18 protein-coding genes and 4 pseudogenes (1 of these 22 running past the window's edge) are annotated in these 21,778 nt (G+C 58.8%); 17 read left to right on the plus strand and 5 right to left on the minus strand.

The window, feature by feature from the left end; genetic code table 11:
* Positions 1–23 precede the first annotated feature (23 nt).
* The 16 genes from ndk to M5C98_RS07130 all read left to right on the plus strand — a co-directional run bounded on the left by ndk (position 24) and on the right by M5C98_RS07130 (position 16,760).
* Positions 24–449 (plus strand): nucleoside-diphosphate kinase, encoded by a 426-nt coding sequence (ndk, locus tag M5C98_RS07055; RefSeq protein ID WP_272551858.1) that lies wholly within the window; start codon positions 24–26, stop codon positions 447–449.
* A gap of 87 nt (positions 450–536) precedes the next feature.
* Positions 537–1,658 carry a 23S rRNA (adenine(2503)-C(2))-methyltransferase RlmN gene (gene rlmN / locus M5C98_RS07060; RefSeq protein WP_272551859.1) on the plus strand — a complete coding sequence of 374 codons (1,122 nt, stop codon included), beginning with the start codon at positions 537–539 and terminating at the stop codon, positions 1,656–1,658.
* A gap of 157 nt (positions 1,659–1,815) precedes the next feature.
* Entirely contained in the window at positions 1,816–2,649 is an 834-nt protein-coding gene (gene pilW, locus M5C98_RS07065) for a type IV pilus biogenesis/stability protein PilW (protein ID WP_442867242.1), read from the plus strand.
* The gene (locus M5C98_RS07070; RefSeq protein WP_272551860.1) at positions 2,642–3,568 is read left to right on the plus strand and encodes a helix-turn-helix domain-containing protein; all 927 of its coding nucleotides are present in this window, start codon (positions 2,642–2,644) and stop codon (positions 3,566–3,568) included. The genes pilW and M5C98_RS07070 overlap by 8 nt, the downstream gene beginning before the upstream one ends.
* Before the next feature lie 32 nt (positions 3,569–3,600).
* Positions 3,601–4,845 carry a flavodoxin-dependent (E)-4-hydroxy-3-methylbut-2-enyl-diphosphate synthase gene (gene ispG, locus M5C98_RS07075; protein WP_272553188.1) on the plus strand — a complete coding sequence of 415 codons (1,245 nt, stop codon included), beginning with the start codon at positions 3,601–3,603 and terminating at the stop codon, positions 4,843–4,845.
* Positions 4,846–4,918: 73 nt separating this feature from the next.
* Entirely contained in the window at positions 4,919–6,253 is a 1,335-nt protein-coding gene (gene hisS, locus M5C98_RS07080; RefSeq protein ID WP_442867274.1) for a histidine--tRNA ligase, read from the plus strand.
* Positions 6,254–6,264: 11 nt separating this feature from the next.
* A complete protein-coding gene (locus tag M5C98_RS07085; protein ID WP_272551861.1) occupies positions 6,265–6,945 on the plus strand; it encodes a YfgM family protein in 681 nt (226 codons plus the stop codon).
* A gap of 68 nt (positions 6,946–7,013) precedes the next feature.
* Positions 7,014–8,111 carry an outer membrane protein assembly factor BamB gene (bamB, locus tag M5C98_RS07090; RefSeq protein ID WP_272553190.1) on the plus strand — a complete coding sequence of 366 codons (1,098 nt, stop codon included), beginning with the start codon at positions 7,014–7,016 and terminating at the stop codon, positions 8,109–8,111.
* 12 nt (positions 8,112–8,123) lie between these two features.
* Positions 8,124–9,467, plus strand: coding sequence for a ribosome biogenesis GTPase Der (gene der, locus M5C98_RS07095; RefSeq protein WP_272551862.1), 1,344 nt, complete (start codon positions 8,124–8,126; stop codon positions 9,465–9,467).
* A gap of 99 nt (positions 9,468–9,566) precedes the next feature.
* A complete protein-coding gene (gene hfq, locus M5C98_RS07100; RefSeq protein WP_272551864.1) occupies positions 9,567–9,821 on the plus strand; it encodes an RNA chaperone Hfq in 255 nt (84 codons plus the stop codon).
* A gap of 55 nt (positions 9,822–9,876) precedes the next feature.
* Positions 9,877–11,055, plus strand: coding sequence for a GTPase HflX (gene hflX / locus M5C98_RS07105; protein WP_272551865.1), 1,179 nt, complete (start codon positions 9,877–9,879; stop codon positions 11,053–11,055).
* Between the two features lie 52 nt (positions 11,056–11,107).
* Entirely contained in the window at positions 11,108–12,472 is a 1,365-nt protein-coding gene (hflK, locus tag M5C98_RS07110) for an FtsH protease activity modulator HflK (protein WP_272551867.1), read from the plus strand.
* Positions 12,473–12,481: 9 nt separating this feature from the next.
* On the plus strand, positions 12,482–13,399 hold the full coding sequence (hflC, locus tag M5C98_RS07115; RefSeq protein ID WP_272551868.1) for a protease modulator HflC: 918 nt from the start codon (positions 12,482–12,484) through the stop codon (positions 13,397–13,399).
* 229 nt (positions 13,400–13,628) lie between these two features.
* Positions 13,629–14,777, plus strand: a complete 1,149-nt coding sequence (locus M5C98_RS07120; protein WP_272551869.1) for an ATP phosphoribosyltransferase regulatory subunit — start codon at positions 13,629–13,631, stop codon at positions 14,775–14,777.
* A 28-nt stretch (positions 14,778–14,805) separates the two neighbouring features.
* Positions 14,806–16,185, plus strand: a complete 1,380-nt coding sequence (locus tag M5C98_RS07125; RefSeq protein WP_272551870.1) for an adenylosuccinate synthase — start codon at positions 14,806–14,808, stop codon at positions 16,183–16,185.
* A 50-nt stretch (positions 16,186–16,235) separates the two neighbouring features.
* Positions 16,236–16,760: a phosphoribosyltransferase gene (locus M5C98_RS07130; protein ID WP_272551871.1), complete on the plus strand. Its 525-nt coding sequence runs from the start codon at positions 16,236–16,238 to the stop codon at positions 16,758–16,760.
* Positions 16,761–16,848: 88 nt separating this feature from the next.
* Here M5C98_RS07130 and M5C98_RS07135 read toward each other — a convergent pair.
* The 4 genes and pseudogenes from M5C98_RS07135 to M5C98_RS07150 form a co-directional block, all read right to left on the minus strand.
* Positions 16,849–17,235 (minus strand): annotated as a pseudogene (locus M5C98_RS07135) (transposase); the annotation flags it as partial.
* Positions 17,236–17,331: 96 nt separating this feature from the next.
* Complete coding sequence (locus tag M5C98_RS07140) at positions 17,332–18,681, minus strand: IS5 family transposase (RefSeq protein WP_272547823.1); 1,350 nt, start codon at positions 18,679–18,681, stop codon at positions 17,332–17,334.
* Between the two features lie 123 nt (positions 18,682–18,804).
* Positions 18,805–19,173: pseudogene (locus tag M5C98_RS07145) on the minus strand (integrase core domain-containing protein); the annotation flags it as partial.
* 39 nt (positions 19,174–19,212) lie between these two features.
* Positions 19,213–20,033: pseudogene (locus M5C98_RS07150) on the minus strand (IS5 family transposase).
* Between the two features lie 20 nt (positions 20,034–20,053).
* On the opposite strand from M5C98_RS07150, the pseudogene M5C98_RS07155 reads away from it, so the two are divergent.
* Positions 20,054–21,158: pseudogene (locus M5C98_RS07155) on the plus strand (IS3 family transposase); the annotation flags it as partial.
* A gap of 18 nt (positions 21,159–21,176) precedes the next feature.
* On the opposite strand, the gene M5C98_RS07160 reads toward M5C98_RS07155, so the two are convergent.
* Positions 21,177–21,778 (minus strand): IS3 family transposase gene (locus M5C98_RS07160; protein ID WP_272551872.1); it runs 549 nt beyond the window's last position. Within the gene, positions 21,177–21,778 belong to an annotated coding region that runs on past the window's edge; the region does not span the whole gene.

The following is a 21,778-nucleotide window of genomic DNA, read 5'->3' on the forward strand; positions in this document are numbered from 1 at the left end:
AACCACTCTTCAGGAAAATCAAAATGGCTATCGAACGCACCCTCTCCATCATCAAGCCCGACGCAGTGGCCAAGAACGTCATCGGTCAAATCTACGCCCGCTTCGAAGCGGCCGGCCTGAAGGTGGTCGCAGCGCGCATGGCCCACCTGTCGCGTCTGGAAGCCGAGCAGTTCTACGGCGTGCACAAAGAGCGTCCTTTCTTCAAGGACCTGGTGGACTTCATGATCTCCGGCCCGGTGATGATCCAGGCCCTGGAAGGCGAAAACGCCATCTTGAAGAACCGTGAACTCATGGGCGCCACGGACCCCAAGAAGGCTGAAGCCGGCACCATTCGCGCCGATTTCGCCGACAGCATCGACGCCAACGCCGTGCACGGTTCCGACGCACTGGAAACCGCTCAGGCAGAAGTGGCCTTTTTCTTCCCCGGCCTCAACATCTACTCGCGCTGATATGCGATCCACCCTTGCGCCGGAGCGCTGCCCAGGCCGCGCGCCCTGTGCAAGGGGCGGTGATCGACGTGAACAGAATTCGCTCCGATGACCACCAACCTCCTTGATTTCGACCTCGACGGTCTGGCTGCTTTTTGCGAGCAACTGGGGGAGAAGCGTTTTCGGGCGACCCAATTGTTCCGCTGGATTCACCAGCGGGGCGCGCACGATTTCGACCAGATGAGCGATCTGGCGAAGTCGCTGCGGGAAAAACTCAAGTCCTGCGCACATGTGCAGGCGCTGCCGGTCGTGAGCGAGCATGTTTCCACGGACGGCACGGTCAAGTGGCTGTTCGACGTGGGCGACGGCAATGCCGTTGAAACCGTCTTCATCCCAGAGGATGACCGGGGAACGCTGTGTGTCTCGTCCCAGGCCGGCTGTGCTGTGGGATGCCGCTTTTGCTCCACCGGACACCAAGGCTTCAGCCGCAACTTGACCACGGGTGAAATCATCGCCCAGTTGTGGTTTGCCGAACATGCTCTGCGCCAAAGGCTCGGCAGCGAAGAGCGCGTCATCTCCAACGTCGTCATGATGGGCATGGGCGAGCCCTTGCAGAATTACACCGCCCTCGTGCCCGCGTTGCGTGCGATGCTCGACGACCACGGCTATGGCCTGTCCCGGCGCCGCGTGACGGTGTCAACCTCGGGCGTCGTTCCCATGATGGATCGTTTGTCCCAGGACTGTCCTGTGGCGCTCGCCGTTTCGCTGCATGCGCCCAACGATCCGTTGCGTGACAACCTGGTGCCGCTCAATCGCAAGTATCCGCTGCAGGAGCTTCTGGATGCGTGCCAACGTTATCTGGCGCATGCGCCGCGCGATTTCATCACCTTCGAATATTGCATGCTGGATGGCGTGAACGACCAGGCCGAGCACGCCCGCCAACTCATCGAGTTGGTGCGCCCGCGCCATGGGCAGGGCGTGCGCTGCAAATTCAACCTGATTCCTTTCAACCCATTTCCCGCCTCCGGCCTGCATCGATCGACCCCTCAGCAAGTTGCGGTTTTCGCAAAGTTGCTGAGTGATGCGGGTATCGTTACCACCGTGCGCAAAACGCGCGGCGACGATATCGATGCCGCGTGCGGCCAGTTGGCGGGAGATGTGAAAGACCGTACCCGGGCCGCTGAGCGCATGGCCAAGCAGCGCACCATCATGCTCAAGCCTGTGACGTGACCCTGCGGTACAGCGCGATCTTCGATGAGGGCGCGCTGTCTTGGGACACGTTGTGATCAGGCAAAGTGCGAGAGGCGGTGCCGCCATCGGGTTTTCAAATCACCTTTTCCGTAAGCTGGGCGCGTGGCACGCATTGCCCTTAAGCAGGAGGATCTACATGACGAGATCGGTCGCGGTTTTTGAGCGGCATGCGCGATTGGCGATGGCCTTGTGCTTTGCCACCATCGGCGTGGCTGGGTTGGGCGGATGCGCGGCGACTGGCGGAATGAATGCCACATCAGCAAGCGCGGAGTACGTCACGCCTTCGGAAGAGACTGAAACCCGCCGCCGCGCCAGGCTTCGGTTGGAATTAGCTGCCAACTACCTCGAGATGGGCCAGACCACGGTGGCACTGGACGAGGTGCGCCAATCGCTGGCCACCGACCCGTCCTATGGCGACGCCTACAACCTGCGTGGATTGATTTATCTGCGTTTGGGTGACCTGCCACTGGCGGAAGATAGCTTTCGCCGCGCACTCGGCTTTCATCCGTCGGAGCCCAACCTGCTGCACAACTATGGCTGGCTTCTTTGCCAACAGCAAAAGTACGCGGAGAGCCAGCAGTATTTCGAGCGTGCGCTGGCCAGCCGGACCTACAACGCCCGCAGCAAGACGCTCATGGCCCAAGGCCTTTGCCAGGAGCGTGCAGGGCAGATCGCAGAAGCAGAGCAGACTTTGCTCAAAGCCTATGAACTGGACGCAGGCAATCCCGTGGTGGGGTACAACCTATCGTCGCTCATGTTTCGCCGTGGCGAGGTCAAGCGTGCGCAGTTCTACATTCGCCGCTTGAATAACGGCGAGTTCGCCAATGCGGAATCGCTTTGGCTGGGCATCAAAATTGAGCGAGCGCAAAGTGACTCGGTGGCGATGCGCCAACTCGCCGAACAACTGCGCAAGCGTTTTCCGGACTCCAAAGAACTGATGGCATATGACCGAGGGGCGTTCAATGAATGAGGCGGTGGGGCACGACGAGCAGCTTCTGAACAGTGACGGTGCGCCAGCACAGGACAGCGTCGCGGCTGGACTGATGCTGCGGCAGGCCCGCGAGTCCGCTGGTGTGCACATTGCGGCGCTGGCCGTTGCCCTCAAGGTGCCTGTGCATAAACTGGAGGCATTGGAAGCAGGTTATTTCGAAGTTTTCCCGGACGTGGTGTTTGTGCGTGCCCTGGCTTCGAGCATGTGCCGGACGCTCAAGGTGGACCCCGCGCCGGTGCTGGCGTTGCTGCCGCGAAACCAGCCGCCTGCGCTTTCGGCGCACCGGGGGATCAACGCTTCGTTCAAGTCTGGCAACGGCCAATTGGCTTCGTCCTCGAGCGGATCGGGTTCTCGTACTGCCATCTTCGCGGTGATCGTGTTGCTTGTGGGTGCTGCCGCGGTGCTGCTCTGGCCCCATCGCCCCGATGGCGGGACTGGCGATGAGCCTGCCGCGGTGACCGGTTCTGCAGCAGAAGCCGAAAGCGCTAAAGGCGTTGAGCCGATGAGCACTTCTGCACAACCTTTGGCGGCGTCTTCCGTGTCCGCGCCATCTGCCTCTTCGCCTTCCTCCATGGCAGGCGCATCGAACGTGACACCTGCCGCGACGGCTGCCGTTGCTGCGCCGGACGCCACCGTATCCTCACCATCGGGTAGCCCGGATGCGGCATTGGTCATTCGCACGCGCGGAGAATCGTGGGTCCAGGTGCGAAGTGCCGCGGGGTCCACGGTGTTTCAGCGCGTCCTGGCCGCTGGCGAGAGTGTGACTATTCCAGGAACCCCGCCATGGGCGGTGGTCATCGGCAAAGCCGATGTCACAGATGTCGTGGTCCACGGCAAACCTTTGGAACTCAAAACCGTTTCGCGTGAGAACGTTGCCCGATTTGAGGTGAAACCGTGAACACATTTTTAACGTCCGCCCAGCCGATTGCGATGGCATCGCCCCAGCCGCGCCGTTCGCGGCAAGCTCGAATCACATGGGGCTCGCGCGTGGTGACCGTGGGTGGGGATGCGCCCGTGCGTGTTCAGTCCATGACGAACACCGACACGGTCGATGCCATCGGCACGGCGATACAGGTCAAGGAGTTGGCGCAGGCCGGCTCCGAATTCGTCCGGATCACCGTGAACACGCCCGAGGCGGCTGCAGCGGTGCCCTATATTCGCGAGCAACTGGATCGTATGGGGGAGACGGTTCCCCTGGTCGGAGACTTCCATTACAACGGTCATCGGCTGCTGACCGAATACCCTGATTGCGCCCAGGCGCTGTCCAAGTACCGCATCAATCCTGGCAATGTGGGCAAGGGCGATAAGCGCGACCGACAGTTTGGCCAGATGATCGACGCAGCCATGCGCTGGGACAAGGCCGTCCGCATCGGCGTCAACTGGGGCAGCCTCGATCAGGAGTTGCTCGCGGAACTCATGGATGAGAATAACCGGCGTTCCTCCCCGTGGGATGCCCGGCAAGTCATGTACGAAGCGCTGATCACCTCGGCCATCGAGTCGGCTAAGCGCGCCGAAGAGATGGGTTTGGATGGCAATCAGATCATCCTCTCGTGCAAGGTGAGCGGTGTGCAGGATCTGGTGTCCGTGTACCGTGAATTGGCAAAGCGCTGCGACTACGCGTTGCACCTGGGCTTGACCGAAGCGGGGATGGGTACCAAAGGCACGGTGGCGTCCACCACGGCTTTGTCGATTCTCTTGCAGGAAGGCATCGGCGACACCATCCGCGTTTCGCTCACTCCTCAACCCGGTGAGGCCCGTACTCAGGAAGTCGTCGTGGCTTCTGAAATCCTGCAGGCACTGGGTTTGCGCATGTTCGTGCCCAGCGTGACTGCCTGCCCTGGCTGCGGGCGCACGACCAGTACCACGTTCCAGGAACTGGCAAAGCAGATCGATGACTTTCTTCGATCGCAAATGCCGGTCTGGCGGCTCAAATATCCCGGAGTCGAAAAGATCAAGGTGGCCGTGATGGGATGCATCGTGAACGGTCCAGGAGAAAGCAAGCATGCCGACATCGGCATCAGCTTGCCGGGGACCGGAGAGGCGCCGGCAGCACCCGTATTCATCGATGGAGAAAAGGCTTTGACCCTGCGCGGCGACAATATCGCGCAGGAGTTCCAGCAGCTCGTCGAACGCTACATCGCCGATCGCTTCAGCCAAGCGGTAGCCCTTCCCTGATTTGAATTGAAAGCCGTCTACCGAGCCGGCGCATGCGTCGGCCGATGCCGACGCGCCAGTCCTTAACCCATTGATGCATTCCGTGAGCAACAAGACAAGCAATCCTCAGCCCAAAGCCGGCAAACTGGTGGCCGTCAAAGGCATGAACGACATTCTTCCCCCGGACTCGGCGCGCTGGGAGTGGTTGGAAGACAAGGTGAGGGCGCTCATGGCGCGATACGCTTATCGCAATGTGCGTACGCCCATCGTAGAACCGACAGCATTGTTCGTTCGCGGCCTGGGCGAGGTCACCGATATTGTCGAAAAGGAAATGTATTCCTTCGAAGACCGCTTGAATGGGGAGCATTTGACGCTGCGCCCCGAGGCGACGGCGGGCGTCGTTCGTGCCGCGGCCGAGCATTCGTTGTTGTACGACGGCGGCAAGCGCTTGTATTACATGGGCCCGATGTTCCGCCATGAGCGGCCGCAGCGCGGACGCTACCGGCAGTTTCATCAGATCGGTGCGGAAGCCATGGGCTTCCATGGGGCCGAAGTCGATGCCGAACTGATCCTGCTGGCGGATGCGCTGTGGAAAGAGTTGGGCCTGAAAGACGTTCGACTGGAACTCAATAGCCTTGGACAACCTGAGGAGCGAAAAGCCCACCGTGCGGCACTGATCGCCTATTTGGAAGGTCATTTGGATCTTCTGGACGAGGATGCTCGCCGCCGCCTGCACAGCAATCCTCTGCGCATCCTGGATACGAAGAATCCGGCCATGCAGAGCTTGGTACAAGCAGCTCCGCAACTGCTGGACTATCTCGGCGAAGAGTCCAAGCGCCACCTCGACACCGTCAAGGCCATCCTCGATGCGAATGGAGTGGCCTGGACTATCAATCCACGCCTGGTTCGTGGCATGGACTATTACAACCTCACTGTCTTCGAGTTCGTAACCGAGCAACTGGGGTCTCAAGGCACCATTTGTGGGGGCGGGCGCTATGACTATCTCTTCGAACAAATCGGTGGCAAGCCTGCGCCGGCGGTTGGCTGGGCCCTCGGAGTGGAGCGCGTGCTGGAACTCGTCAAAGAGCAGGAAGCTACGCCTCCGGTGCTGGTGGCTGATGCCTACGCCATCGTGCCGGATGAGGCGTCTTTGCCTGCGGTGATGGCGGTACTGCAGCGGCTGCGAGTTTTTGGCGTGAACGTGCAGATGCACAGTCCTTCCGTTCGAGGCGACGGCATGGGCAGCATGAAGTCGCAGTTCAAAAAGGCGGATGCCAGCGGCTGCCGGTATGCACTGATTTTTGGTGCAGATGAACTTGCGCGCTCGGCCGTGACGATCAAACCACTGCGGGAAAGCGGGGGTGAGCAGTTGGAGCGTGCGCTGGATGCGCTGCCCGATTGGGCGCCCACTCTACAATCCCCCCGCTAACAGAGACCTACATGGCAAATCACCTCGATCTTGAAGAACAAGAGCAGCTTGACCAACTCAAGCATTTCTGGAACACCTGGGGCACATTGATCAGTGGCATCCTGGTGTTGATTTTTGGCGCTTTTGCGGCATGGAACGGATACCAGTATTGGCAGAACCGCCAAGCAGCACAAGCTGCAGCGCTGTCCGATGCCGTGGAGGCGGCCGCTCAGGCAAAGGACACGGCACGTTTGGAGCAGGCTTTCGGCGACCTCAAGTCGCGATACGGCGGCACGACGAAAGCAGGGCAGGCAGGTCTGCTGGCGGCCAAGAGCTTGGCGGAAAGCGGTAATCCCGATGGCGCCAAAGCGGCCCTGATGTGGGTTGCCGACAATGCTTCGGACAATGGATACCAAGCGTTGGCCAAGCTACGGCTTGCCAGCCTGCTGATGGACCAGAAGGCCTATGACGAAGCGTTGAAACAGTTGTCCGGAAGTTTTCCCGCAGAGTTCGATGCCCTGGTGGCTGATCGCAAGGGCGATGCACTCGCGTTGCTGGACAAGAAGCCGGAAGCCATCGCCGAGTACCAACGCGCTTACAAAGCGCTCGAGGAAGGCATGGAGTACCGACGGTTGGTCGAGGTGAAGCTGAATGCCCTTGGTGTACAGCCACAACTCGTGGCTTCGGCAGCCGCTGCGGGAGATTCCAAATGATGCGGAATCACGTGGGTTTCTTGACGAAGGGTTTTGGCGCTTCGCGCGCGGTGGTCGGTGCCGTTGCAATGGCTTGTGCCCTCTTGACCGGTTGCTCCCTATGGAGCGGCCCCTCCAAACCCAAGCCGGCTGATCTGGGTGCGAACGTGCCGGTGATCGGTGTACGCCAAGCGTGGACTTCGAAGGTGGGAAGCATTGGGCGGTTGCCCCTGGATGTGCATGTCAATGGCAGCACGGTAACGGTGGCCTCTTCGGATGGCGTGATTGCCGCGGTGGATGCACGGACGGGTGGTGATGTCTGGCGCGCCAGTGTGGGTACCCCGTTGTCCGCTGGCGTGGGCAGTGACGGCAAATGGGCTGCAGTCGTCTCTGTCGATAACCAATTGATCGCCCTGTCTGATGGCCGTGAGATCTGGCGCAAGCCGCTTCCTGCGCAAGCGTACACAGCGCCGCTGGTGGCAGGCAATCGCATTTTCGTGTTGGCTGCCGATCGATCCGTTTCTGCCTTTGATGCTGCAACGGGGCTTCGTCTGTGGAGTCAGCCGCGGCCGGGAGAGCCGCTGGTGTTGCGGCAGTCGGGAGTATTGACGGCGGTAGGCGACACCCTGGTTGCCGGTCTGGCGGGGCGAATGGTCGGTTTCAACCCCGACAACGGCACGGTGCGTTGGGAAGCACCATTGGCCAGCCCCCGGGGCACCAATGACGTCGAGCGGCTGGTCGAATTGGTGGGGCGCACGAGCCGCGAGGGTGACAGTGTTTGCGCCCGTGCTTTCGTTTCCACGCTGGGCTGTGTGAACACGGTACGGGGCACCGTTGCCTGGACGCAGCCGGCCAATGGAACGGAAGGCATTCATGGCGATGACACGACGATTTTCGGAACCGAGAGCAACGGAGCAGTTGTCGCATGGCGGCGCGCAGATGGCTCCCGTGCCTGGTCTTCGGACCGACTTCAATATCGCCGATTGACAGCACCGTTGTTGCTCGGCCGGTCGGTCGTCGTGGGCGACGATACGGGCTTGGTGCATCTTCTCTCGCGTGAGGATGGCTCACCGCTGAATCGAATGGCGACCGATGGTTCGGGCATTGCTGCGGCGCCAGTGGCCGCGGGAGACACTTTGGTGGTTGTAACCCGCAATGGCGGCGTTTACGGCTTTCGTCCGGATTGATGGGTTATCTGGATGAAACCAGTCATCGCTTTGGTCGGTCGCCCCAATGTGGGCAAATCCACGCTCTTCAACCGGCTGACGAAATCCAGAGACGCGATCGTTGCCGACTTTGCCGGTTTAACGCGCGATAGACACTACGGAAACGGAAAGCAGGGCAAGCACGAGTACATCGTGATTGACACCGGAGGCTTTGAGCCGGATGCCGCAAGCGGCATTTACCGCGAAATGGCCAAGCAGACGCAGCAGGCTGTTGCGGAAGCCGACGTCGTCATATTCGTCGTGGATGCTCGCGCCGGGCTTTCTGCGCAAGACCATGACATCGCCAACTATTTGCGGCGCCTGGGCAAGCCTTGTCTTCTGGTCGGCAACAAGGCCGAGGGGATGCGCGAAGGGGTGCAACTCGTCGAGTTCTACGAATTGGGGCTCGGTGAGATCTATCCCGTTTCTGCTGCCCACGGGCAGGGCATTCGTAGCTTGGTCGAATTGGCTCTGGAGCCGCTGCACTTGCCGGATCCGGACGAGGACGGCGACGCGGAGGACAAGAGCGTAGTCAAGCTTGCGGTTGCGGGCCGTCCGAACGTCGGTAAGTCCACTTTGATCAACACATGGCTGGGCGAAGAGCGCCTGGTCGCCTTCGACATGCCGGGAACCACGCGGGATGCCATCTCCGTGCCTTTCGAGCGCAATGGACAGCGTTTCGAGCTGGTCGACACCGCAGGCCTGCGCCGCAAAGGCAAAGTGTTCGAAGCCATCGAGAAATTTTCGGTGGTGAAGACCCTCCAGGCCATCGAGTCTGCCAATGTGGTCCTGCTCGTCCTTGATGCAACCCAGGGCGTCACTGACCAGGATGCGCACATCGCCGGATACATTCTCGAAAGCGGTCGCGCAGTGGTTTTGGCGGTCAACAAGTGGGATGCCATGGATGACTATGGCCGCCAGTTGCTGGAGCGCTCCATCGAAACGCGTCTGTCGTTTCTCAAGTTTGCTTCGCTGCATTTCATCTCGGCCAAGAAACGCCAGGGGTTGGGCCCTTTGTGGACGTCCATCGTGCAGGCTCAAAAAGCGGCGATGTGCAAGATGTCCACGCCGGTGCTGACACGGCTGCTGTTGGAGGCGGTGCAATTCCAGGCGCCGAAGCGTTCTGGCATGTTCCGTCCCAAATTGCGATACGCCCACCAAGGCGGCATGAACCCGCCTGTCATCGTGATCCATGGCAATTCTTTGGAACATGTTACCGAGGCATACAAGCGTTTCCTTGAAGGCCGGTTCCGCAAAGAATTCGACTTGGTGGGCACGCCGCTTCGCATCGAGCTGAAGACGTCGCACAATCCATTCACTGACAAGGGCGATCACTAGCCCGCCCCCTGCGAGGGGCTTCCTCGGTTTTCCTTCGAAGCGGCTATAGCTGTGGTAAGGTGCCGCTTTACAACAATATTCCTGAACACGGAGAATATCGTGAGCAACAAAGGCCAACTTCTTCAAGATCCCTTCCTGAACGCGCTTCGTCGCGAGCATGTGCCCGTTTCGATTTACCTCGTGAACGGTATCAAGCTGCAGGGACAGATCGAATCTTTCGACCAGTACGTCGTGCTGCTGCGTAACACGGTCACCCAGATGGTCTACAAACACGCCATCTCCACCATCGTCCCAGGTCGTGCTGTCAACTTCTCGACAGCAGAGACGCCTGAAGCTGAGGCCGGCAACTCTTGACTGAAGGTGGTATGCCCAACGGGCATGTAGCTGTCATGTCTTTGGTCGGATCGCCTTGAGTTCGCAAGACACTCTGGATTCGCCTAAGACGCCTGTCATTCTTGTCGGCGTTGACTTCGGCCTGCCCCACTTCGATGCCGAGTTGGAGGAGTTGGGGCTGCTTGCGCAGACGGCGGGTTTGAATCCCGTCGCCCGAATCACCTGCAAGCGGAAGGCGCCTGACGCTGCATTGTTTGTGGGTAGTGGCAAGGCAGACGAAATCCGCTTGCTTGCTCAGATGCATCAGGCAGTAGAGATCCTGTTCGATCAGGCGCTGAGTCCGGCGCAGCAGCGCAATCTAGAACGGCATCTGGATCTCCCCGTCAATGATCGAACTCTTTTGATTTTGGAGATTTTCGCCCAACGCGCTCGCAGCCACGAGGGCAAGCTGCAGGTCGAGTTGGCAAAGCTTCAATACCTGAGCACCAGGCTTGTACGACGCTGGTCTCATCTGGAGCGTCAGCGAGGCGGCATTGGCGCTCGTGGCGGGCCAGGTGAAACCCAGATCGAGCTTGATCGAAGAATGATTGGCGAGTCGATCAAGCGTACGCGTGACAGGCTCGAAAAGGTCAAGCGCCAGCGGTCCACGCAGCGGCGCCAGCGCGAGCGACGCGACACGTTCAACATCTCATTGGTGGGCTATACCAATGCAGGCAAATCCACGCTTTTCAATGCACTCGTGAAAGCGCGAGCTTATGCTGCTGATCAGCTTTTTGCCACGCTGGATACGACCACCCGTCAGCTTTATCTTGCTGAAGCAGGGCGATCGGTTTCTTTGTCAGACACGGTGGGTTTCATTCGCGATCTTCCCCATGGATTGATCGATGCGTTTCAAGCCACTCTGCAGGAAGCCGTGGATGCAGATCTGCTGCTGCATGTAGTGGATGCATCGAATCCTAATTTTCCAGAGCAGATCGCTGAGGTCCAACGCGTGCTGTCTGAAATTGGGGCATCGGACGTGCCTCAGATATTGGTCTTCAATAAGCTGGACATGGTGTTGCCCGAGCAGCGGCCGGAAGTGCTGAATGACGTCTATGACATGGACGGTACGCCGGTTCAGCGATTTTTCTTGAGTGCCCGGTCTGGTGAAGGTCTGACAGCTTTGAGGCATGGATTGTCAGGGAGGGTGCCCAAGGCTGAGTCCGCATCCATGACCCTAGGGGGCGATGTTGAATTGCCTCCGGGCGTTGCCTGATTGTGCACAATGCCTCTTTGTTCACGTATTCAGAGAAACAGAGATTTTGCGAATGAATCCTCAAAGCCGTACCCTGTGCTGGGCCATATTGCCTGAGCGCATTCGGGGAATGTTGAATCTGAATGATCCTCGCTGGGGTCGTGGCGATGACAAGAGCGATGGAGCAGGAAACTCCGACCCGGAACGTCCATCGGCCACGCCACCTTCGGGCAATCGAGGGCGTGACAAAAACACGGCGGGTCAGCCGCCTGATCTGGATGAGCTGTGGCGTGATCTCAACCGAAAGCTGGGCGGGCTTTTTGGTGGAAAGCAGGGGGGAGGCGGCCGCGGCCCTACTGGCGGTGGTTTCCAACCGGACATGAAAAATGCGGGTTTTGGCGTCGGGTTGATTGCTGCAATAGCTGTTCTGATCTGGCTCGGAACCGGTTTTTTTATTGTGCAAGAAGGTCAGCAGGCTGTCATCACGCAGTTCGGAAAATACAAAAGCACTGTGAATGCCGGATTCAATTGGCGGCTGCCTTATCCGATACAGCGTCACGAGTTGGTGTTCGTTACGCAAATCCGCTCCGCCGATGTGGGTCGTGACGTGGTGATCAAGAGCACCGGCTTGCGCGAATCGGCAATGCTGACTGAAGACGAAAACATCGTCGAAATCAAGTTTGCTGTGCAGTACCGGTTGAATGATGCGAGAGCTTGGTTGTTCGAAAGCCGAAACCCCTCAGATGCCGTGGTTCAGGCCGCGGAAACCGCAGTCCGGGAAATCGTGGGCAAGATGCGGATGGATACGGCTTTGGCCGAAGAGCGCGATCAAATTGCGCCGAGGGTTCGGACCCTCATGCAGACGATCCTTGATCGCTACAAGGTCGGGGTTGAAGTGGTCGGCATTAATTTGCAGCAGGGTGGCGTGCGTCCGCCTGAGCAGGTGCAGGCAGCCTTCGATGATGTGCTGAAGGCGGGGCAGGAGCGCGAGCGGGCAAAGAACGAAGCGCAAGCCTATGCCAACGACGTCATTCCGCGTGCGGTTGGCTCGGCCTCTCGGTTGGCAGAAGAAGCTGCCGCCTACAAATCGCGGATCGTTGCTCAGTCCCAGGGCGATGCGCAACGTTTCAGTTCGCTGCTCACCGAGTACCAAAAGGCGCCTCAAGTAACAAGGGATCGCCTCTACATCGAATCGATGCAGCAGATCTACACCAACGTCACCAAAGTGCTGGTGGAGTCGCGCCAAGGTTCAAACCTGTTGTATCTACCGCTGGACAAAATCATGCAGGGTGTCGCGCAGACGGGGGCCGCAACTCCGAATGACTCCGTGCCGCCGGCTGCATCGTCGACGGTACCTTCTGCAGGAACCGCTTCTACATTTCCTGCTGATCCCCGCGCTCGGGACACCAGCCGCACGCGTGAGCGCGAGTCTCGTTAGGAGCGTATTGTGAACAGAGTCGGATTTATCGTTTCCACTGTCTTGGTGTTGCTGGCTTTACTGAGCTCAACCCTGTTTGTGGTGGACCAGCGCCAATTCGGTGTGGTGTACCAACTTGGTCAGATCAAGGATGTGATCACCGAGCCAGGTCTCAACTTCAAGATGCCTCCGCCGTTTCAGAACGTGCGGTATATCGACAAGCGATTGCTGACGCTCGATAGCACGGATACCGAATCGATGCTGACTGCAGAAAAGCAGCGGGTCGTCATTGATTGGTATGTGCGCTGGAGAATTTCTGATCCGTCAGCCTACATCCGCAATGTGGGACTTGACGAAAATGCCGGAGCGCTGCAGTTGAATCGAGTGGTCCGCAACGCGTTCCAGGAAGAGGTCAACAAGCGCACGGTCAAAGAGCTTTTGTCTCTCAAGCGTGATGCCTTGATGTCAGATGTGAAGCGTGAAGTATTGGAAGTCGTTCAAGGTGCCAAGCCTTGGGGCGTCGATGTTGTTGATGTTCGAATCACCCGTGTTGACTATGTCGAGGCCATCACTGAATCCGTTTACCGGCGGATGGAGGCGGAGCGAAAGAGGGTTGCGAACGAACTGCGTTCCACGGGGGCGGCTGAGGGCGAAAAAATCCGTGCCGATGCAGATCGCCAGCGCGAGGTCGCGATTGCCAATGCCTACCGTGATGCTCAAAAGTTGAAGGGGGAAGGGGATGCGGAAGCTGCTCGCATTTATGCGGAGGCATTCGGACGTGATCCACAATTTGCGCAGTTTTATCGCAGCCTGGAAGCCTATAAGTCAAGCTTCAACAAGAAGAGTGATGTGATGGTGGTTGATCCCACCTCCAGTGAATTTTTCAAGGCTTTCCGTGGCGGGGGTACTTCGCCTGGTGCTGCGTCTCCCTCTGGAAATCGCAAGTAAGTGACACAGATCGGCGCGCGCCCTGAAGGGCGCGCGCTTTCTTTTTTGTGACTGCAGGGGCTACTGTCTCGGCACGCAAGCGAGTTCGCTGGCAATTTTGTAGGCGTTGACGAGCGATGGTGCGTGACAGGGACAGGTGCCACTGAGTTGGTCCAACGTAGCGGGTAGTGGGCAGTCCTTGCCGGCTGTCATGCCGGTAGAATCGCCTTTTTAACAGCCTCCCATTTCCATGTCTGCCTGGGTCCTTCCGGATCACATTGCCGATGTCTTGCCTTCCGAGGCTCGCCACATCGAAGAACTACGTCGCGGGCTGATAGACACCGCTCAGAGCTATGGCTATGAGTTGGTCATGCCCCCCTTGATGGAACATCTCGAGTCGCTGTTGACGGGCACAGGTGAGGCGCTCGATCTACAAACCTTCAAGCTGGTTGATCAGTTGTCGGGGCGCTCCTTGGGGATTCGCGCTGACATGACGCAGCAGGTCGCTCGCATTGATGCCCACTTGCTCAATCGCGAAGGTGTCACTCGGTTGTGTTACTGCGGCCCTGTACTCCATACGCGGCCTGATCGGCCCCATGCCACGAGGGAACCGCTGCAGTTTGGCGCCGAAATTTATGGCCATGCCGGTTTGGAAGCCGATCTGGAGGCTGTTTTACTTGCGCTGCAGTGTTTGCGGGTGGCAGAAGTTCGTGAAACCAGCGTGGATTTGGCTGATGTGCGTATTGTTCGTCGTCTTCTGTCGGGTCTATCCCTGGACGTTCAGACGATGCGCAGAGTGCACTTGGCACTTGCAGCCAAAGATGCGAGCGAGTTGGCTAGCCTGACAAAAGCCTTTCCTGCCGCGCAACGTGATGGGTTAAATACGCTTTTGAAGTTGTATGGCGACATTTCTGTTTTGGACGAAGCTCAGCGGGCACTTCACTACGTGCCTGGTGTACACGAAATATTAGAGAACTTGCGCTCACTGGCCGCCCATCTCACCGGGGCCAACGTCACCTTTGATTTGGCAGACCTGAGAGGCTACGCCTATTACAGCGGGGCGCGATTCACCATCTATGCAAAGGGCGCGAGCGACGCCGTTGTCCGCGGTGGTCGGTACGATGAAGTCGGAGCAGTTTTTGGACGCAATCGTCCGGCTGCAGGCTTTAGCTTGGATATCAAGCAACTGGTGGGGGTTGTCTCCCCGCGGGCTTTGAAGGCCGCCATCAGAGCGCCTTGGAAGCAAGACTCTGAAGTCAACGCGGCGGTTGCCGAGTTGCGAAGCCAAGGCGAGACCGTTGTATGCGTTTTGCCTGGTCACGAAAGTGAAGTCGACGAGTTTCGCTATGACCGAGAGTTGGCAAAGGTTGCTGGCCGTTGGGTCGTGCAAGTTATTTGAAGCATTAGCTAATTGAATCGGGTTTGAAATGAAAGCAACCAAAGGTCGGAATGTGGTCGTCGTGGGCACTCAGTGGGGTGACGAGGGCAAAGGCAAGTTGGTGGACTGGTTGACGGAAAGCGCTCAAGGCGTAGTCCGTTTTCAAGGCGGACACAATGCAGGCCACACGTTGGTCATCAACGGTGTCAAGACTGCCTTGCACCTGATTCCTAGCGGCATCATGCGGCCGGGCGTGAAGTGCTACATCGGCAACGGTGTAGTGCTGTCAGTTGCCAAGTTGTTCGAGGAGATCGAAGGACTGGAAAAAGCTGGAGTGGAGGTGCGCTCACGTCTTCGCGTCAGCGAAGCCTGTCCTCTTATTTTGCCTTTTCATGTAGCGATTGATGTTGCTCGCGAAGCAGCACGCGAACATCAGGGGGCTGAAAAAATAGGCACAACGGGTCGTGGCATTGGACCGGCGTACGAAGACAAGATTGCGCGCCGCGCATTGCGTGTCCAAGATCTGAAGTACCCGACGCGCTTCGCTGAAAAGCTGCGTGAGTTGCTGAAGCTGCACAACCATGTGCTTAAGACTTTTCTGAACTCTGGCTCTTTTGTGTTCGGTACGTCGCTGGCTCCTTATCTGATCGATGGAGAGGTGCAATTTGACGCGGTGTACGATGAAGCAATGAGGCATGCAGAGTTGCTCCGGCCCATGATTGCAGACGTATCCAGCGAATTGAATACAGCCCATCTTGCAGGGGCTAATTTGCTGTTTGAGGGGGCACAGGGGACCTTGTTGGATGTCGATCATGGCACCTACCCTTATGTTACCTCCAGTAATTGTGTTGCAGGTAATGCTGCAGCGGGATCCGGGGTCGGGCCTGGCCTGCTTCACTATATTTTGGGCATCACTAAAGCCTACTGTACCCGTGTGGGAGGAGGACCTTTCCCCACCGAGTTGGACTGGGAGGTGGCTGGCACTCCTGGATATCACATGAGTACGGTAGGTGCGGAAAAAGGTGTTACCACTGGTCGAAGCCGGCGTTGTGGTTGGTTTGATGCAGCACTTTTGAAGCGCAGCGCTCAGGTCAATGGACTTACAGGGCTTTGCATTACCAAGCTCGATGTATTGGATGGGCTGTCAGAACTCATGCTGTGTACGGGCTACGAATTGGATGGCGTGCGAATCGAAATTCTTCCGATGGGGGCAGAGGAGATCTCGCGTTGTATTCCGATTTATGAATCAATTCCCGGATGGTCTGATTCAACCGTTGGTGTGACGAGCTATGAAAAATTACCGCCCAATGCAAGGCGCTATTTGGAACGTATTGAAGAGGTAACGGGTGTTCCGATCGCCATGATTTCCACAAGTCCTGACCGAGATCACACCATTACATTGCATAACCCATACTTGGCAAGTGAATAAGTGCCTGGTTAAGTTAAGCGAAATTGTAGTGATCGAATCAGGAGTGTTTTATGCTGACGGAAGATGGTAAGCATTTATATGTAAGCTATGATGAATATCACAGCTTGATTGAAAAATTGGCACTCAAGGTGCATCAGTCTGGCTGGGAATTTGATACGATTCTGTGTCTTGCCCGTGGCGGATTACGGCCAGGTGACATTTTGAGTCGAATTTTTGGCAAACCCCTTGCCATTATGTCAACCAGTTCTTATCGTGCAGAGGCGGGAACGATTCAAGGGCATCTTGATATCGCCAGATTCATCACCACGCCCAAAGGCGAAATCGCAGGGAAAGTGCTTTTGGTGGATGACCTGGCTGATTCCGGGCATACCTTGAGTGCGGTTATTGATTTGTTGAAGACGCAATATGCACCGATCATAGAATTGCGTAGCGCAGTGATCTGGACGAAAGCGATTTCTAGTTTTATTCCTGATTATTCTGTGGAGTTCTTGACGACCAATCCTTGGATTCATCAGCCATTTGAAGGCTATGATAATTTGAGTCCTGAAAAATTGATGGATAAATGGCGTCTGTGATTTTCATTCGAAGGAAGTTGCTGAGTTTTCGTGTATTTACAGACGACGATCTCAAACCTGAAGTTCAATGCCTGAACCTTAGAGCGTGTTATGAACTTCCTGCCCCAGCCAGCACCCGTGCGGCGGCGGGCAACATGAGCACCGCAAAGACAAGGAAATGCAGCCCGCCGAGCACTTCGGGCAGTCGCTCGTCGTCCCGCGAGAGCCTGCGGAATCTCGCCAGCCAGCCGAAGCTGCGCTCCAGTACCCAGCGCCGGGGCAGCAGCACGAAGCCCTTCTTCGCCTCCGGCAACTTCACGATCTGCAGGTCGATCCCGCTGTCCTGCGCTGCCTTGGATGCAGCCTCATCCGTGTAGCCCTGGTCCGCCAAGGCCAGCTGCACCGTGTGGCCCGTGGCCCGCTGCACGTCCTCGCACAGGCGCTGCACCTGGACACACTCCTGTTCGTCAGCCGGCGTGACATGCACCGCCAGCATGTGTGACCTGCCCCCTTTAGACGTGCCAATGTTGAATTAGCGAGTCCAAGGTTGTGGAGACTACTTAGTCCGCCCTGAACAATTCTGCTTTCAGCATCAGACGGGTCGGCGGTCATCAGGTGCTGCGACCAGTGCAGAGATGACTGCCTGCATGGACAGCCCGAATCGGACGCAATAAAGCCGCAGCGCGGCCAGGATCAGGCGCAGGTTGTGCCCGGCGCCGCACATCACCGCATGCAGCGCATCGCCCAGCGCACCCTTGAGCGGATTGCGACCCAGCCTGCCGTCCATCTTCATGTGGCCTATCGCTGGCTCGATGGCGCTTCTTCGCTTGATCATGGCCTTGAGCGTCCTCGTGATGCCCCGCTTCTGGCCCGAGCGCAGGATGCGCACGCCTTCGATCTCCACACCCCGGTAGCCCTTGTCCACGATGGCCGTGGCGGGCGGCCTGTCCGTGCCTGTGAGGATGCCCACCTGCTCCAGCGTCTGGGCCAACGTGTGGCCGTCGTAGGGGTTGCCCGGCATGGAGCGCATGCCCACCACCAGGCCTTCCTTGAGCGTGGTGGCGATGCTGACCTTCACGCCGAACTCGTAGGGTGTCCTGGCTTTGCCCTTGCTGATGCACTCCACCTCGGGCGCGTGCAGGGCGTACAGCTTGCTCTTGTCCTTGGGTGCCTGGGTCAGGATGCGACCTGTGCGCTGCAGCAGGTCCAGGACCTTGGCTTTGGCCGCTTCGGGCAGCACGTGCAGTTGGCGCTGCACCTCGCGGTGCACCCGCCCGACACGAGTGCGCAGCGTGCGCACGGCCTTCTTCATGCGCTTGAATTGCCTGGCGTGCGCGTAGCGCCCGATCTGCACGGCCAACCGAGGGGCCACCCGGTTGTAGTTCTGGCGCAGCCGCAGTCCGTTGTCCTCGGCCGCCTTGACCAAGTGCTGGCGACTCTTGTCCAGCAAGCGGCTGTCGGTGGGGTGCGCAATGGCCTTGGGCATCACCGTGGTGTCCACGATCACCTGCTGCGTACTGGCCTTCTGGATCACGCCGCCCTGGCGGGCAGCGTCGATGCTGGCGGCCAGCAGCGTCTCCACGCCTTCTTCGCCGATGCGCTTTCTCCAGCGCGTCAGGCTCGACGGATCGATGGGCGCCTCGGTCTGCAGGTAGGTCTCGCCGCAGAAGAACTGCCAGTACGGGTTCTCCACCCACGTATTGACCACGGCTTCGTCGGAGGCGTCGAACGTGTGCTGCAGGTACAGCAGGCCGGCGACCAAGCGCGGCGGCAAGGCCGGCCGGCCACGCACAGAAGTGAACGACACCGCGAACGTGCGCTCGATCTCGGCCCAGTCGATCAGCGCCGCCAGTCGGACCAGCGGGTGCTGCATGTTGATCAACTCGTCGAGCCGGGAGATGAACAACTCGCCGCTCTGCGGCTGTGAAGGCTTCGGACCCATCGAACTCCTCGGGGCGATTTGCAAGAAAACAGGTACTGGAACAACCATACCTTGCAAATCCTGCGTCCATCAAACCGAAGAACTGCAAGCCAGATCAACAGCTTGGGAATTGTTCAGGACGGACTACTTAATCTCCGGTGATTGCCCTGCATCGGCAGCACGCTGGCGATGCAGGGCGGCGAAGCTGACCGGCGGGATACGCCCCAATAAGCTGTGGGGCCGCACCTTGTTATAGTCGCGTCGCCAACGGGCGATTTCCCCTCTGGCTTGCGAAAGCGACTCGAATCACTGCTCATTCAGGCACTCGTCGCGGAACTTGCCGTTGAAGCTCTTGATATAGGCGTTCTGGGTCGGACAGCCTGCATCATTGAGCAGATGCCGAACACCGCGCGCCGCCGCCCCCGCCATGAAGGCCCAGCTGGTGAACTCCGGGCCCTGGTCGGTTTGGATCGCTAACGGGTAGCCGCGGAACTGCGCTGCCTGGTCCAGCAAGTGAGATAGCCCTCTGAATCTCCGGACACAGTCCATCGCTTATCTTCCAGATAGGCATAGGACTGTGAGTATGAATAGGCTGGATCGACATTCAGCCAAATAAAGCTGGACCAGCAAGATGCCGGCGAGAAAGTTGGCACACTTGCGGTCATAGCGCGTAGCCACGCGGCGCCATTGCTTCAGGCGTGCGAAACACCGCTCAATGCGATTACGCAAGCGGTACTTGACCTTGTCGTGGATGCGCGGCTGCTGGCAACTGCGTGACGGAATAACCGCCTCGCCCCCTTACGCCTGGATTGCCTCCACCAAGGCACGGCTGTCATAGCCCTTGTCGGCGAGCACATGCCCAGGTGCCAGCCCTGCCAGCAACGCATGGGCTTGGGTGATGTCGTTGCGTTGCCCGCCCGTCAGCAAAATGCGCACGGGTCGCCCCAGGGCATCGACGGCCAAGTGGATCTTCGTGCTCAGACCTCCTCGGGAGCGCCCCAGAGCCGAATCCGGCGCCCCCCTTTTCCCGTGGCCGCCTGCGCATGGGCTCTTACGATCAAACTGTCGATCATCACGTACTCGTTGTCCCGGTCACGGCTGAGCGTGTCGAACAGACGCTGCCACACTCCCTTCTCGGCCCAGCGGGTGAAACGCTTGTGCACGCTCTTGTAGGCCCCATAGCGTGGCGGCAGATCGCTCCAGCGCGCGCCGGAGCTAAGCACCCACAGCACGGCATTGACGAACACGCGGTTATCTGTGGCAGTACGGCCTGGGTCGCTGACCTTCCCTGGCAGCATCTGCTCTATGCGCGCCCACTGCGCATGGCTTAATTCGTAGCGGCTGGGACGCGATGAAGTTGATCGTTCATTCATCCCTTTAGCCTATAAGCTGAATGTCGATTCAGCCTAGGGATACAGAGACGATTGAAGTCATTGCCCGAGATCAGCGCAGGCGACGCTGGTCGGCTGCCGAGAAGGCGACGTTGGTTCTCAAGACGTATGAACCGGGCATGAGCGTGTCACTCGTGGCCCGCCAGGAGGGCGTATCGGCTAGCCTGCTGTTCTGCTGTTCACTTGGCGCCGCCTGGATCGCGAAGGCGCGCTGGTGGCCGTGAGCGCAGGAGAAGCGGTTGTGCCGGCATCGGAGCTGGCCGCAGTCCGCGCCGAGATCGCCAAGCTGCAACGCATGCTGGTCAAGAAGACCTTGGAGAACGAAATCCTCAAGGAAGCCGTGGAGATCGCCGCGCCAAAAAAATGGATTGCGCGCTCGCCCTTGTTGCCCAGGGACGACCAATGAAGTTAGTCTGCTCGGCGCTGGTCGTGGTGCGCTCGAAGCTGCATGTGCGGTATCACCGGACCGGTGACTGGCGAGATGGCCGCAGTAGCCGCACGCCGGCCCAGGATGAGGCATTTCTGGCCGACATCCGATGCCACATTGCCGGGTTGCCCAGCTATGGCTATCGCAGGGCTGGTGCGCTGCTCAATCGAGATCGGCGTTCGCAGGGCCGATGGGTGCTGAACCACAAGCGCATCTATCGGGTCATGGCTTGGCATCAGCTACTACCCAAGGCGCCCAAGCGGCGGCATTCGAGCCGCGTTCACGATGGCCAGGTCAGCGTGCCGATGAGCAATATGCGCTGGTGCTCCGACGGCTTCGAGATCAAGTGCGATTCGGGCGAGATAGTGACGGCCACCTTCGCCAAGCACTACTGCGACCGGGAGATCTTGGCGTGGCGGGCCTGGGAGGGCAAGGGGCTGCAGGGTGAACCGGTGCGCGACATGCTGGTGGAAGCCGTGGAGCGGCGCTTCGGCGCGGTTGAGGCTATGCCCCAGGAGTAAGAACTGGAGTTGCTCACGGAGAACGGCATCACCTATATCGCGCATGAGACGCGCGGCATTGCCAGATCGCTGGGGCTGAAGCCGATCAAAACGCCGGTGTACAGCCCGCAGAGTAATGGCATGGCCAAGAGCTTCGTCAACACCTTCAAGCGCGACTACTGAATCGCCCCGGCATTTCTAGACACTTTTGAGCCGTTGGGAATGTTGCTGTTCGAACTCTACAGGTGATAGTCCCGCCGCCGATGAATGTCGGCGCTTTGAGTTGTAGAACATTTCAATGTAGTTGAAGACATCAGCTCGCGCATCGTCACGGGTGTCGTAGACCCGCCTGCGGATGCGCTCGCGCTTGAGCAGTTGGAAGAAGCTCTCGGCCACTGCGTTGTCGTGGCAGTTGCCACGGCGGCTCATGCTGTTGACCAGGTTGTGGTCGAGCAGGAAGGTCTGCCACTCGTGGCCGGTGAACTGACAGCCCTGATCGGAATGAACCATGACAGGCGCATGCGGCTGGCGGCGCCATAGTGCCATCAGCAGTGCATCGAGGACCAGGCTCGTGTCAATGCGGCTACCCATGGACCAGCCCACTACTTGGCGCGAGAACAGATCGACCACAACCGCCAGGTACAGCCAGCCTTCGTGGGTTCGGATGTAGGTGATGTCCGTGACCCAGGACTGATTGGGCCCAGCCACCTTGAACTGACGCTGCAGGTGGTTTGGCGCGACCACCGCGGGCTTGCCACCTCGCAGTCCAGGCCTGCGGCCGTAGCCCGTCTGCGAGCGCA

It is taken from the genome of Acidovorax sp. NCPPB 3576 (assembly GCF_028473605.1).
Taxonomy (GTDB): Bacteria; Pseudomonadota; Gammaproteobacteria; order Burkholderiales; family Burkholderiaceae_C; genus Paracidovorax.